General features: G+C 60.8%; 13 protein-coding genes. 9 read left to right on the top strand and 4 right to left on the bottom strand.

Translation table 11 applies throughout. The features are described from left to right. Positions 1-6 precede the first annotated feature (6 nt). The 8 genes from pdxH to VJU77_00400 all read left to right on the top strand — a co-directional run bounded on the left by pdxH (position 7) and on the right by VJU77_00400 (position 9211). Positions 7-663, top strand: a complete 657-nt coding sequence (gene pdxH, locus VJU77_00435) for a pyridoxamine 5'-phosphate oxidase (GenBank protein ID HKP01801.1) — start codon at positions 7-9, stop codon at positions 661-663. Then, entirely contained in the window at positions 636-1430 is a 795-nt protein-coding gene (locus VJU77_00430; GenBank protein HKP01800.1) for a class I SAM-dependent methyltransferase, read from the top strand. The genes pdxH and VJU77_00430 overlap by 28 nt, the downstream gene beginning before the upstream one ends. Positions 1431-1460: 30 nt before the next feature. Further along, positions 1461-1973, top strand: coding sequence for an O-acetyl-ADP-ribose deacetylase (locus tag VJU77_00425; protein HKP01799.1), 513 nt, complete (start codon positions 1461-1463; stop codon positions 1971-1973). A gap of 48 nt (positions 1974-2021) precedes the next feature. Continuing rightward, positions 2022-4577 carry an ATP-dependent helicase HrpB gene (gene hrpB, locus VJU77_00420; protein HKP01798.1) on the top strand — a complete coding sequence of 852 codons (2556 nt, stop codon included), beginning with the start codon at positions 2022-2024 and terminating at the stop codon, positions 4575-4577. A 69-nt stretch (positions 4578-4646) separates the two neighbouring features. Next, positions 4647-5144, top strand: coding sequence for a hypothetical protein (locus tag VJU77_00415; protein HKP01797.1), 498 nt, complete (start codon positions 4647-4649; stop codon positions 5142-5144). Positions 5145-5324: 180 nt separating this feature from the next. Further along, entirely contained in the window at positions 5325-6473 is a 1149-nt protein-coding gene (locus tag VJU77_00410) for a multiheme c-type cytochrome (protein HKP01796.1), read from the top strand. A gap of 81 nt (positions 6474-6554) precedes the next feature. After that, entirely contained in the window at positions 6555-8513 is a 1959-nt protein-coding gene (locus tag VJU77_00405; protein ID HKP01795.1) for a hypothetical protein, read from the top strand. Further along, positions 8513-9211, top strand: a complete 699-nt coding sequence (locus VJU77_00400; protein ID HKP01794.1) for a DUF1353 domain-containing protein — start codon at positions 8513-8515, stop codon at positions 9209-9211. Before VJU77_00405 ends, VJU77_00400 begins: the two co-directional genes overlap by 1 nt. On the opposite strand, the gene VJU77_00395 is transcribed toward VJU77_00400, so the two are convergent. From VJU77_00395 to VJU77_00380, 4 genes are read right to left on the bottom strand one after another with little or no spacing between them, the layout of a single operon-like run. Beyond that, on the bottom strand, positions 9185-10915 hold the full coding sequence (locus tag VJU77_00395) for a D-aminoacylase (protein ID HKP01793.1): 1731 nt from the start codon (positions 10913-10915) through the stop codon (positions 9185-9187). The two genes, VJU77_00400 and VJU77_00395, sit on opposite strands and share 27 nt — an antisense overlap. Beyond that, positions 10908-11480 carry a GreA/GreB family elongation factor gene (locus tag VJU77_00390; protein HKP01792.1) on the bottom strand — a complete coding sequence of 191 codons (573 nt, stop codon included), beginning with the start codon at positions 11478-11480 and terminating at the stop codon, positions 10908-10910. Before VJU77_00390 ends, VJU77_00395 begins: the two co-directional genes overlap by 8 nt. A gap of 24 nt (positions 11481-11504) precedes the next feature. Further along, positions 11505-12887: a glycoside hydrolase family 75 protein gene (locus VJU77_00385; GenBank protein HKP01791.1), complete on the bottom strand. Its 1383-nt coding sequence runs from the start codon at positions 12885-12887 to the stop codon at positions 11505-11507. 10 nt (positions 12888-12897) lie between these two features. Beyond that, positions 12898-13308 (bottom strand): TMEM14 family protein, encoded by a 411-nt coding sequence (locus VJU77_00380; GenBank protein HKP01790.1) that lies wholly within the window; start codon positions 13306-13308, stop codon positions 12898-12900. A 39-nt stretch (positions 13309-13347) separates the two neighbouring features. Between VJU77_00380 and VJU77_00375 the strand changes: the two genes are divergently transcribed. Further along, complete coding sequence (locus VJU77_00375; GenBank protein HKP01789.1) at positions 13348-13671, top strand: hypothetical protein; 324 nt, start codon at positions 13348-13350, stop codon at positions 13669-13671. Positions 13672-13677 lie beyond the last annotated feature (6 nt).

Below are 13677 nucleotides of genomic sequence, written 5' to 3'. Positions count from 1 at the left end.
CCGATTATGGACGAGACGCCGTTATCGCAGCTTTCCGGGTTGCGCCACGAATATGACGCCCATGGATTGCGGCGGGCCGATCTGCATTCCGACCCGCTCGAACAATTCCGGGCCTGGTTCGCGGCTGCCATCGCCGCGGACATTCGCGACGTGAACGCCATGAGCCTCGCCACCGCGACGCCGGAGGGCAAGCCTTCCGTCCGAATCGTTTTGCTCAAGGGGGTCGATGAGCGCGGCTTCAGTTTCTTCACCAATTACGACAGCGAAAAAGGCCGCGACCTGACGGCGAACCCGTATGCGGCCTTGTGCTTTTATTGGGTGAAACTCGAGCGCCAAATCCGGATCAGCGGGCCAGTCGAACGAACATCGCGCGAAGATTCGGCCGCTTATTTCCATTCCCGGCCTGCCGGCAGCCGGCTCGGCGCCTGGGTCTCAAAGCAAAGCGAAATCATCGACTCGCGGAAAATTCTCGACGCTCGCCTCGAGGAAATGAAGGAACGTTTCGAGGACGGCGAAATCTCGCTGCCGCCGCACTGGGGCGGATACCGCGTAAAGCCGGAGCAGATCGAATTCTGGCAAGGCCGGCCCAATCGTCTCCACGACCGGTTCCGCTACTCGCTTCGGGCCGACGGCACATGGCAAATCGACCGCCTCGCGCCGTGACTCCCGATAATTCCTTTCGCTCGCGCGCTTGGAAGGACAATCCACATCCGCGTTATTGGTGGCACCGGCTGCCCGGCATGGATTTCGTCCCGCCGGTCTATTCGGACTTGAGCGAGGCCGAATGGGAGGTGCTGCAGGCGTGGTACGATGAAACCGATAGAACGGGCCAGATCGGCGAATGCGTGGTGCCGCTGATTGCGTTGCTCCAAGGGTTCGTAATGGGAAACCGGGCCAGCCGCATCGTTCAGCTCGGCACGCACGCCGGCTATTCCACTCTTCTGCTTGGTTGGATGCTCCGCCGGATGAACGCACGGCGCGGTCTTTACAGTCTCGATCTCGATCCGGCCATGTGCGAAACGGCGCGCGGCTGGATCAAACGCGCCGGCCTGGAGGAGTTCGTTGAGATCGTCGAGCGGAATTCGCTTGATCCTCAATCTCCGGTCGCCGCCCGGGAATTCCTGGGAGGCCACCCCGAGTTAATCCTCCTCGACAGCTCTCACGAATATCAGGCGACCCTGGATGAACTCAATCTTTGGTATCCGGTCCTGGAGCCGGGCGGCCTTCTTGTTCTCCACGATGTGAGCCAGTTCGCAGTGGACTTCGACGTAACGAAAGCGGGCGGCGTCCTGCGCGCCTTCACCGAATGGAGAAAAGCACATCCGGAGGTGGAAACGCTCTGCCTGAATGGCGGGTCGCGCACGATGGATTTGCCGCGTCCGTTCTACAAGGATGCCTGTGGCGCCGGGCTCATCCACAAGCCGTTCTAGGTTTCATGGCGCTGGTCCACTCACGTCCAGATGGCTGAACCGCGAATAACCGTCGTCCGCGGCGACATCACCACGCTCGCGGTAGATGCGATCGTGAACGCGGCGAACACGAGCCTCCTGGGCGGCGGCGGAGTCGATGGCGCCATTCATCGCGCCGCCGGCCCCGAGTTGCTTGCCGAATGCAAAACTCTCGGCGGCTGCCGGCCGGGCGAAGCGAAGATCACGCGCGGCTACAAACTGCCGGCGCGCCACGTCATTCACACCGTCGGCCCCGTCTGGTCTGGCGGAAATCGCGGCGAGCCTGAGACGCTGGCCAATTGTTACCGTAACTCTCTCCGGGTTGCCGTCGACAACGGCATTCGCACGATCGCCTTCCCCGCTATCAGTTGCGGCGTCTACGGATTCCCGATCCTCGAAGCCGCCATGATCGCCGTCGCAACCACCCGCACTTTTCTTCAAATCGACACCTCGATCGTCGAAGTGACCTTCGTCGTTTCCAACTACGAAATAGAACGCACGTACGAGCCGCTTCTCGCCTCCTAGTTCGCCATTGGACGTTGGACGTTGGGCGTTCGACGTTTTCCCCCTTCCATGCGTCGCGAGGACCTGCCGATTTTTGAGCTAGAGCAACGGATCGTAGAATCTCTCCGCTCCGATTCCCGCCTGATCATCCAGGCCCCGACCGGCTCGGGCAAATCCACTCAGGTCCCGCAGATTCTCCTCGATCACGGATTACTGGGCGCCGGTCAGGTCGTCATTCTCCAGCCGCGCCGTCTCGCGACTCGCCTTCTCGCCGCGCGGGTCGCTTCTGAACGAAACGTCCGCCTCGGAGACGAGGTGGGCTACCAGATCCGCTTCGAGAACGTTACTTCCGACCGCACGAGGATTCGTTTCGTCACGGAGGGAATCCTGCTGCGGCAACTGATTCAAGATCCGCAGCTCCGCGGCGTTTCGGCGATTTTGTTCGACGAATTTCACGAGCGCCATCTCTACGGCGACATCACCCTCGCTCGCGCCCTGCATCTCCAGGCGACTTCGCGCCCCGACCTGAAACTCGCGGTCATGTCCGCGACCCTGGACGCCGGCCTTCTCGAAAAATATTTGGAGCCGTGCCGGGTCTTGCGTTCGAGCGGTCGCGCCTTTCCGGTCGAGATCGAATACCTGCCAAAGCCGGTGGACGGCGACGGCTATCCGATCTGGGACCTGGCCGCGGATGAACTCGAGCGCCTCGCCCCTAACACCGCGGGCGATGTTCTTGTTTTCATGCCCGGAAAATATGAGATTGGCCGGACCATCTCCGCTATCCGGGCTTCCCGGGTGAGCGATCGGTTCGTCGCGCTGCCGCTTCACGGGGAACTGCCGCCGGCAGAGCAGGACGCCGCCCTCGCCCATTATCAAAAACGGCGGGCTATCGTCTCGACCAACGTGGCGGAAACGTCGCTCACGATCGACGGAATCCAGGTCGTGATCGATAGCGGCCTCGCCCGGATCGCCCGGTTCGACGCTCGCCGCGGCATCAACACTTTGCTCGTCGAGAAAATCAGCCGCGCTTCCGCCGACCAACGGGCCGGCCGCGCGGGGCGAACCGCGCCCGGACATTGCCTCCGGCTGTGGACGGAGCGCGAACATCTCGACCGAGCCACCCAGGAATTATCGGAAGTGAAGCGGCTCGATCTCGCGGAAGTCGTCCTCACGTTGAAAGCCAGCGGCGTTGAGGAAATCGGTGATTTCCGTTGGCTGGAGCCGCCCGATCCGCGCGCGCTCGCTCGTGCCGAACAATTACTCGTCGATCTCGGCGCCCTTGGAGACGGCCTGCCCGCAGGCCGTTCCTCGTCAACCGTTACGCCTCTAGGACGCCGGATGCTCGCCTTCCCCCTCCATCCCCGCTATGCGCGAATGCTTCTGGCCGCGCAGGATCACGGCTGCGTCCCGGCAGTCGCCTTAATCGCGGCCCTCACCCAGGGGCGGGCTCTTCTCCGCCGTCTCGATGGCAAACAGGCGCGAGAAGACCGCGAAGATGTGCTCGGAGCCGACGCGCAGTCGGACCTTTTCCTCCTGATGCGCGCTTTTCGCTACGCCGAAAACAGCCGGTTCGATCCACAGCGTTGCTCGCGTCTCGGAATAAATACCGGCGCAGCCCGGGAGGCCGCGCAGTTGACCGAGCAATTCCTGGCCATCGCGCGGGATGAAGGCCTTAATACCCAAACCGGCGAATCCAAGCCGGGATCGATCGAACGTTGCGTCCTCGCGGGATTTCCCGACCAGGTCGCGGTCCGGCTGGATGCGGGCACGCTTCGTTGCGCGCTCGTGCACGGCCGCCACGGTGTCCTGGCCCGCGAAAGCGCGGTGCACGCCGCCCGGTTACTGGTGGCCTCCGAAGTTCGCGAGATCGAGAGCAGCGAGAAGGAGCGCCAGGTCCTTCTCACCCTGGCCACACGCATCGAGGAACCATGGCTCCGGGATCTGTTTCCGGAATCGTTTCGCGAAGAGGTCCGCGTTGAGTTCGATCCTGCCCTTCGCCGGGTGGCCGGTCGACGGGCGACGCTTTTTCACGATTTGGTTTTGCGGAGCGAAGAATTTTCCCCGAAAGACCATCCGGAAACAGCTCAAATTCTTGCCCGGGAAGTTTTGGCGGGAACGTGTCCCCTCAAACAGTGGGATAACGCCGTCGAGCAATGGATTGAGCGGGTGAACTTTGTCGCCCGAGAGTTTCCCGAACTCGGTTTTCCCCAGGTCGACGAAGCCGGAAAGCGCCTTCTCGTGGAACAAATCTGCCAGGGCGCTCTGAGCTACAAGGAAATCAAGGAGCGTCCGGTTTGGCCGGTGGTGAAGTCGTGGTTGAGCGCTTCGCAACAGCAAACGCTCGACGAGCTGGCGCCGGAGCGAATCAAGCTAGCCAAAGGGCGGGCCGCGAAAATCACCTATGGCGATGGCGTTCCGACTATTGCGGCCCGCATCCAGGATTTGTTCGACACTCCGCGAGGTCTCGCCGTTGGACGGGGTCGCACCAGCCTGAAGATCCAAGTTCTGGCGCCAAATCATCGGCCGATTCAAATCACCGACGATCTGGAGACGTTTTGGCGGGAAGGCTATCCGAAGATCAAAAAAGAGCTCCAACGAAAATATCCGAAGCACGAATGGCGGTAATATTATTGCAGCCAAAAAGAACGAACGAATTCAGAGGCGCAGGAGTCTTATCAATTACGATTTATTTATATGATCAATCCAAACGGCGACGAATTTATGGAGGACGATCCGCTGGCTGCGTCGATGCGGTCGAGTGACGAGCCAATTTCCGGGGAAAGCCCAAGCCGGTTTCGGCAGGCGGCGAGCAGGGTTTCGACCGTGGCGGGCGACGCCTGGGAACAAACCAAGGAGCGGGCCAGCACCGCTCGGGAGCGCACCGAGTTTTTCCTCCGGGAAAATCCGGTTCCGACCATCCTCGGCGCCCTGGCGGTAGGGGTCGCGATTGGCCTGGCGATTCGCTATTCCTCCAGCTCGGCGGAAAAGGAGGTCGAAGCAAAGTCGCCCCTGGCTAATGTCGACCTGAGCATCCTTTCGTTGCCGTTTCTCTGGCCATTTTTCAAAACGATGCGCCGGAAGTATGAAGACTCGGCCGATGCCGTGAAAGATGGCGTGGATCGGCTGAAAAAGGTGGACGTCGATCGCTACGTCAAACCGCTTCGCAAGAAGTGGAAAGCCTGGGCGAACTGAAGTTCGACCCGGATTTACCTTGGAGCCGGCTTGCCCTCAGGCCGAGGAGCGGATACCTCGCCACTCTGGACACCCATACGGCACGTGGGCATGCCGTCTCCATTGTAGCCGGTACGGCACGAGGGCGTGCCGTCTCCATTGCTTTGCATTTCTGGAAACGCCGGTGCTAATCTTCCCGGCGTGTCGCTGAGAGCCGCCTCGATTTGTCTTCTCCTCCTCGGGATTGCCGTCCGTGGCTCCGCGAAAGAACCCCGCCAGGTCCGCGAGACCCGGGATACGTTTGTCGGCTCGGTCGGCTGTAAATCCTCGAGTTGCCATGGCGGCGCGGGACCGAAGCGAAGCCAGTACTTTACCTGGAGCCAGAAGGACTATCACACCAAGGCATATGTGGTGTTGCTCAATTCCCGCTCCGAACGGATTGCCGAAGGGCTCGGCCTTCCCTCGGCACAAACGAGCGCGCGTTGCACCGTCTGCCATTCACCTTTCCAGGCGGTCGCGCCGAGCCGGCTCGCCTCCAGTCCCCCTGACGAGGGCGTTTCCTGTGAGAGTTGCCACGGGGCCGCGGGAGGTTGGTTGCGCGGGCACACCCGCCTCGATTGGACCTACAATACGCGCGTCGGCGCCGGGATGCGCGACTTACGCAATCTCTACGTCCGTGCTACGGCCTGCGCCGCCTGCCACCAGAATCTCGCCCCGGATCTCTTGAAAGCCGGGCATCCGGATCTGTTTTTCGAGCTCGACAGCCAGTCCATCGCCGAACCGAAACATTGGAAAGACGAAGAACCGTGGAGTGGTTTACGCGAATGGCTCACCGGCCAGGCAGTCGCCTTGCGAGAAATGAGCTGGGCGTTGGCGAGCGACCCCCCGGACGAAGCGTCAACCGCCCGCTGGAATGGCCTGGCCTGGCTTTGCGCGACCACGACCTCCGCCGCCAGCCTTTCCTCTCCAATCAGCCAGCCTTCAGGCGGTCCGTCCGGCTCGGATTTCGGCCGGATGCAATCAGAGGCGGATGCCCTCGCCCGCCGCGCTTCGGTTTCCAACTGGAGCGACAGTTCCGCCCGTTCCCTGCTGTTCGCGTTGGCTTCCCTGGACGCGGAGTTCACCGCCAAGGGAGTGGCGAACCAGGTTCTCGGCCAGCGAGCGAAACGCCTGGTCCTTGCTTTGGATCGATTGACCTATGCGCTCAACAAAAACGCCGGCTTCCATCCGAAAATCGAGTCCGAGCTGAACCAGCTTTTCCAGGATGTAAAATCACTCGATGCCTTTGAGGCGGGAAGCTTCGTCACCCACCTGCAAGCCTTCCGTGCGGCGCTGGAGAAGAGCGGGTAATTGTCCTTTGCCGGGCCCCCCGCCTGGCAAGTCTGCCGTTGAACGCCCCGCACTTCTCGCGGAAAATACCCGCCCACCATCATGGCCGCCTCTTCTGTCCCTCGCCCGAGCTGGCAACGAAATCCGGTCTTCCGGTTCTTCGCCTCGCTCAAGCTGGCCGTTGTGTTGCTCGCGGTCCTGATCGTCGGAGCGATCGCAGGCACGCTCTATGAGTCGAGCTTCGATGCGAAAGTGGCGCGCGCCTACGTTTACGGCGCGCCCTGGTTCAACATCTGGCTGCTTTTTCTCGCGGCGAACCTAGCCGTTTCGGCGCTCTCTCGGTGGCCGTGGAAAAAGCATCACGTTGCCTTCCTGGTCACGCATCTCGGGATCATCACGCTCCTGATTGGCTCGCTCATCGGACGCACCTGGGGAATCGAAGGAACGATCACGATCTTCAAAGGCGAACCGCCCACGAATCGGTTGCTGGTCGATCAACATCAGCTTCGCGTTCGGGATACCGACGGCCTGGTTAAAGGTTATCCAGCCGAATTCATTCATCGCCCGCCCACCCCCTCAAAGCCCTGGGACCTTGGCCCGCTTGCCGGCGGGGCGCGCCTCAAGATTGTCGATTACGCGCCGGCCATTGAAGGCAAGCTGAATCCGAAGCCGCTCAAGGAAGGCGGCGCGCCCGCGCTCCATTTTTCGATCGCCACCGCGATGATGGGCCAGCACCTGGAAAGCTGGCTCCTGGCGGACGATCAACAGCACAGCTCATTCAACATGGGCCTGGCGACCATCGAGTTGAAACGCGGCCACGCCCCGGAAAAAAATGCCAAAGGCGATTCACCGAATTCCGCTGCGCCGGCCGCTGGCGTAGTGGATATCCAGGAAACGATCTTCGCTTTTGCAAAAGCACCGGAGGAACAAATCGCCAAGGTGATCAAAGGAGGAAGCACCGGCGCCAAAGTTCAGTTGAATCATCCGGAAAACGGAAACAAAGGCAGCGTGGTTGTTAAGTTGAACGGAAAAACGTGGACCTTCGACGTCGCGCAAAACCTCGGCAAAGACTCGGCCATGGATGGAACGGGGTTCACTCTGCGAATCGAGAACTACTGGGCTGACTTTCGACTCGAAAACGGGAAACCGACGTCCGTGAGCGAACAGCCGAACAATCCCGCCGTGGTGATCACCCTGCGCGGAAAGGGCGCGCCAGTTTCTTCCGCGCCCAACCCTCATGGGGCCGACGCCCCAGGGGCCGCGCCAAACATGCCGGGCCCGGGAGAAGCGGCGCTGAATCATCTTACCCTGTTCATCGCCGATGACGGCAGCATTAGTTATGATCTCGCCTCCCGAAAAGCCGGGCCTTCCACCGGCAAACTGGAGGTGAATACGCCGCTCCCGACAGGTTGGGCCGACTGGCAATTGACCGTTGATCGGACCCTGCCGCATGCGGAGGAATGGATGGATTTTGTCCCGACGACGGCCGCGTCCACCGGTCCGGATTTGCCCGATGGCGTGCGGGTCCGCGTTGAGCAGGGCGGGCAAGTTTCCGAACAATGGGTTCCCGCCGGGTGGCAGGTTAGCATGCCGGCTTCGCCGGGAGACATCCAGGTGGCCTACGGTTGGAAGCAAATTGAGTTGCCGATCGCGCTGGAATTGCTCGACTTCGAAGTGCAGCGCAACGAAGGGAGCGACAGTCCCGCCGGGTTCAAAAGCACGGTGCGTGTAACGACCCTGGAAGGGGCGACCGCCGAAGGCCAATGCTGGATGAACAATCCCTTCAGTTATCCCGGGCAATGGTGGCGGACCTGGACCGGCCTCACCTACAAAATGTCGCAGGCCTCCTGGAACCCGGAAAACCTCGGCCAAAGCACCATTCAAATTCTGCGCGATCCCGGCTGGCTCCTGAAATGGATCGGCTCGCTCCTGATCGTTTCCGGGATTTTCATGCTCTTTTATGTGAAAAAATTCCGGCGGCCATCGAGAAACGTGGTTCCCCCACCCACGTTGCGTCCCGCGGTGGAGCGCGAGAAAGAACTGGCTTCGGCGATTACCTGATGACGATCCGTATCCTTTGCAGTAGACGCGCCGCTCTGTCGGCGCGCTGGCAGAACGCGCGGCGACTGAGCGCCGCGGCTCCAGCGCTTGTGATTCTTCTGTCGTTGTCCGGCTGTGTTTTTGGAAAACATAAAACCGCCCACGACAACACCAATCCGGCCGGACCGTGGGGCTATTACAGCGGCACGATCGACACGCGTTGGGACCAGGATGGCCGAAACATGACGCTCCTCAACGAGCTGCGTTACACCGATCCGAATGGCGTGGTCTGGATTGCACCAGCTGGGTCGGTGATCGATGGCGCGTCGATTCCGCGCGCCCTCTGGTCGTTCATGGGCGGGCCGTTCGAGGGCAAATACCGAAACGCGTCCGTCCTCCACGACGTCGCCTACGACCAAAAGAACAAACCTCCGGCCGTGGTAGACCGGATGTTTTACAACGCGATGCGCTGCAGCGGCGTCAGCGCCGTCGAAGCCAAAACGATGTATTACTCGCTGCTCCGGTTTGGCCGGCACTGGAAGTTCTCCGTCAAGAAGGCGAAGCCGGTGTTGCCCGATTCAACGCCCGATCTCCTGAACCGCGAACCGCGGACCACGACCGTCGACCCGTCGGAAGTCGGCGCCATCCAGCAATGGATCCGCCAAAACGATCCGAGCCTCGACCAGATCGAGTCACGCGTGGACGGGAAAGCGAGATAATCGGTACAGTTTCCCCGGCCCCCACAGCGCGCGGCCCGGCTTCGCGCCCGTATGCTCACCATCTTTCAGGACCTGCACGCCGTTCACCAAAACGTGCTTCATCCCGACCGCATACTGGTGCGGCTTCTCGAAGGTCGCCCGATCTCCCACCGTGGCCGGATCGAACATCACCACATCGGCAAACATCCCCTCTTTCAAGAGGCCACGATGATCGAGGCCGAGGTTCGTCGCGGGTAATCCGCTCAATTTCCGGATCGCGTCTTCGAGGGTGAGCGCCTTGTCTTCACGCACATACTTTCCCAGGACGCGCGCGAAATTGCCGTAAGCGCGGGGATGACAATTCGATTTCAGGAAGTTCCCTTCCGGCGCCTGGGAGGCTTCGTCCGATCCGAACGAAACCCACGGTTTCACGATCTCCTTCTTCACGTTTTCTTCCGTCATGAGAAAGTAGATCGAATCGATCCGCGACTCGTCTTCCGCAATCAAATCCATCGCGGTGTCGATTGGATCTTTTCCGCGCATCTTCGCGACCTCGGCGAGCGATTTGCCGGTGAGCGGCTTTAGCTTTTCCGAGTGGAACCCGGAGAGGAGAATTTTCTCCGGCGAACCCGCGGCAAGATAGAGGTTTTCCCATTTGTCGCTTGGCGTTTGGACTTCGGTTTTGATTTTTGCACGGGTCTCCGGATCGCGCAGCCGTTTGAACAAAGCCGGATAACCGCCGTCCTCCGTCCAGGGCGGCAAACAGGCGTCGAGTCCGGTGCCGGCCGCGGTATAGGTGTACATGTCGGCGGTGATTTTTAACCCGGTTTTGCGCGCCTGCTCGATCTTGGCCAGCATCGCGTCCGCCTTGTTCCAGTTCGGCTGGCCGGCCGCCTTGATGTGATAAATCTCCGCCGGAATGTTCGCTTCCTTGCTGATCCGCAGCAGTTCGTCGATCGCTTCCAGCAACCGGTTTCCTTCGCTTCGCATGTGCGAGATGTATTTCCCTTTGTATTTCGCGGCGACTTTGCAGAGCTCGATCAACTCCTCCGTCTTCGCGTAAAAGGCCGGCGGATAGATCAGTGACGAACCAATCCCGAGCGCGCCCGCTTCCATCTCCTGCCGGACAAGCTGACGCATTTGCTCCAGTTGCTCGGGACTCGGCTGTTTGTCTTCGAGCCCGATAACGAAGTCGCGGATCGTCGTCGCGCCCACAAACGACGCGACATTGCAGGAGACGCCGCGCTGCTCGAGGTAGGATAGGTATTCCGAAAGCGTGCTCCACTTGATCTCGTACTTGATATCACCCTGGTCGTGAAGCATCCGCTCCTTCATTCGGTCGTTGAGGGGGCCCATGGAAGTGCCTTCGCCCATGATCTCCGTCGTCACGCCTTCTCGGATTTCGCTTTGGGAGCGACCATCCTCGATCAACGACTCCGTCGACCAGGAAAGCATGTTTATGAAGCCCGGGGCGACGGCCAGCCCTTTCGCGTCGATCATGGAATTCGCCGATTCCGGTGGAAAATTTCCGAGGCCGACAATGCGGTCCCGCCGGATCGCCACATCGATCACCCTCGGCTTTTCGCCCGTGCCGTCGTAGACCGTCCCGCCTTTTATGACGACATCGAACTTCTCGACGGCCGGCGTCTGGGATGGTTCGACTCCGCGACTGATGGAAGTGAGCGCGAGGGAAATCAGGGCGACCTGAAGAAAAATCTTATTCATAGCTGATCTCTTTTATCTCAAGCGTCTCCTGGCCCGAAGGAAATTTGAAGCGAATCAGCTCGCCCCGTTTCCGATTCAAAACCGCCTTCGCTATGGGCGACATCCAGCTGACCCAATTGTTCTCCACATCCGTCTCGTCCACGCCCACGATGCGGTAGGTCGTCTCCTCGCCATTCGACTCGCGAACCGTCACCCTTGCTCCAAAGCGAACCACGTCCTCCGAACCGCCCGGAGGCCCAACGATCTCGGCTGATTGCAAACTTTCCTCGAGCTGCCTGACGCGTTGATCCAGCCGCGCGAGCTGTCGTTTTGCATCCGGATCGTCGCGGGCGTCGATCAATTGCGGCCGGGTCACTTCAACGAGCCGCTGGAGTTCATCACGCAATCGTTGGGCGCCTGCCGGCGTAATGTAATTCTTGGCTCCCGGCGATAGGGGTGACGTTGTCAGCGGAACATCGGGGATGTCCGGCCCTTCGTTCTCGTCCCGCGTAAACGCTTTGCTCACCGTGAAAGCTTCAAGAAGCGGCGGTTTGAAACCGCCGATAAAGACAGACGGCGATTTCAAATCGCCGCTCCTTGTTCCTGAGAATCATCGCTTGGGCGACGACGACGGACTCGGCGATGCGATTGGGAACGCGAACGTGGAACTCGGCGACGGCCCGGGTGCAACCGGACTGCCTGATGGGGCGGGCGTGGCCGAGGGCGTAGGACTCGGCGTTGGTGTCGGAGTCGGCAGCGGCGGAATGATGTTTTCCCAGTGATGTAAGGGCACGCTCGCCCCGCCGATTTCTTTGACGAGCGCATCGCTGCGCGCCAAAAGCTTTTCCAGGTCAGGCGGGCCGAACGGCGTCTCAGCTGTGCCCGGAAAAACCAAGTAGGTCACCTTGAGATCGCTCACCGGCCGGTTGTAAGCGGTCGCGGCCGAGTTCAGTTCCTTGGCAATTCGCAGCGAAGCCTCTCCCGCTTTGTCCGACGGTCCGATGTCGCCCACGATCGCCGGGAAAATCCGGTCGCCGAAAATCACGAGCGCGTAATCGCCGACCTTCCCCCCATCCGCTTTCCCCAGGCCCGACGGCAACACGATGTAGGGATCGGTGGCCCCGATCAGAAAGCTATACTTCTTCAACGTCTCAATCTCGTCGCGGACAGCGGCTATCCCGGCTTTGAGCTCCTTTTTCCGTTCCGGCGCGGTCGTTTTCACCGCCAGCTCATTTTCGTAACGTTTCAATCTTTCTTCCGCCGGGCCGATATACGGATTGGGAATCTGGCTCTTTTTTGGCCAACGATAACTCGTGACCGGCTTGAAGTTCGTCGACAACCCCGAGCCGGCTGGGAGGCGATCGGAATCGGAGCCATCGGCGTCGACGTCCATGTCGGCCTGCAACAGGACGACCCGGCGCTTCGTTTCCGGATGGCGCAACTGCAGCACGGTCTGGCAATCGTAAAAGTTGTGCCGCGACAAAAGCTGCTCGAGCCGGACCAGGTTCTCTTTCAGGTTCCGCAGCTTCGTATCGTAGAGCTCCTTGAAAAAAGGCGAGACGGATTCCGGCGTGATCATGGCCGCGAGACCGGGAAGAAGGCGCGGCAGCTCGGGATTGACCTTGGCCAGATCCTCAACGGTGGCATTCGGCGCCGGCACGCGGGTATGCAGCTTCAATTCCAGGACGTAGCTCTGGGGATCGGCCCGCTCGTCCGAAGCCGCGCCGCCCGGCGTCGGCTCGACGGAAGCGTGAACGGTGATGCCGCTAAATAATTTGGCGGTATCCAGCTTTCCGGTGATGACCGGAATCTTCGGCGACGGTGCCGGGGTCGGCGATTTCTCCGGGATCTCGATCTCGACCGGCGTCTCGGGCGAAACCTGCTTGCGATGCCATTGCTCGAGCGAGATCCAGCGCAGGACGATCGCGCTCAGGACTGCCGCGAGCAGAACCGACGCGAAAAAACGCAGGGTCCTGAGACGAATTTTTCGCACGCCGAGTCGGTTACTTTTTTATCCAGGCGACGATCACCACGATGACACCGATCGCGCTCAGGATGGCCATCAATCCAGCCGGCATGATTTTGCCGGTTTGCATGAAATTCGGGATGAACCTGCCCGCGAGGAGAAGGGAAACCACGCCGGCGACGATCAATCCAAGGACGACGTTTCCTAAAAGCAAAAACGCGGCCGCCAGGAGGGCGGCGCCGGAGATCCCGCCCGCGATGATCGAGGCGGTGCTGCCCGCTTTGACATAACCGATCACGCCACCCACGATCGTGAGGAGCCCGAAGATGATGAAATAGATTTTTGCCGGTCCAATCATGGTGCCGCATCGGTAAGCCAATCCCGCCGTGGTGTCCAGTTGCGGAGCCGAGTTCTTCCTGAGAGCGGCCACCACAGGCCCAAATCGCACTTGCGTCGTGCTTTGGGCCAACGCACACTCGCCGGTGAAATGAGCCGTCGCCTGTATCACTGCCGGGCAGCCCTGCGCGCGATCGTCGCCGCCGGATGCCTGGGCGCATTCCTTTTCGCGGTGGCTCTGTCCGCGATTCCGCAACTGCACGAGCAGATCCATTCCACGACCAACTCGCCGAATCACGAATGCGCGGTGACGCTACTCTCCTCCGGCAACTTCCAGCACACCCCGGTGGCGACGATCTCGCTCGCTCCGCCGGCCCGGCCCCAGGCCCTCGCCTACATTTCCCGCAGCTTTTGTCTGGTCACGGCGCATCTCGAGTTTTCACTGCTCGAACACGCGCCGCCGGCCATTTCCTGACCCATT

The sequence above is a fragment of the Chthoniobacterales bacterium genome (assembly GCA_035274845.1).
GTDB lineage: Bacteria > Verrucomicrobiota > Verrucomicrobiia > Chthoniobacterales > UBA10450 > AV80.
The sequence above is the reverse complement of the archived record's forward strand: the minus strand, read 5'-3'. Positions and strand labels throughout refer to the sequence as shown.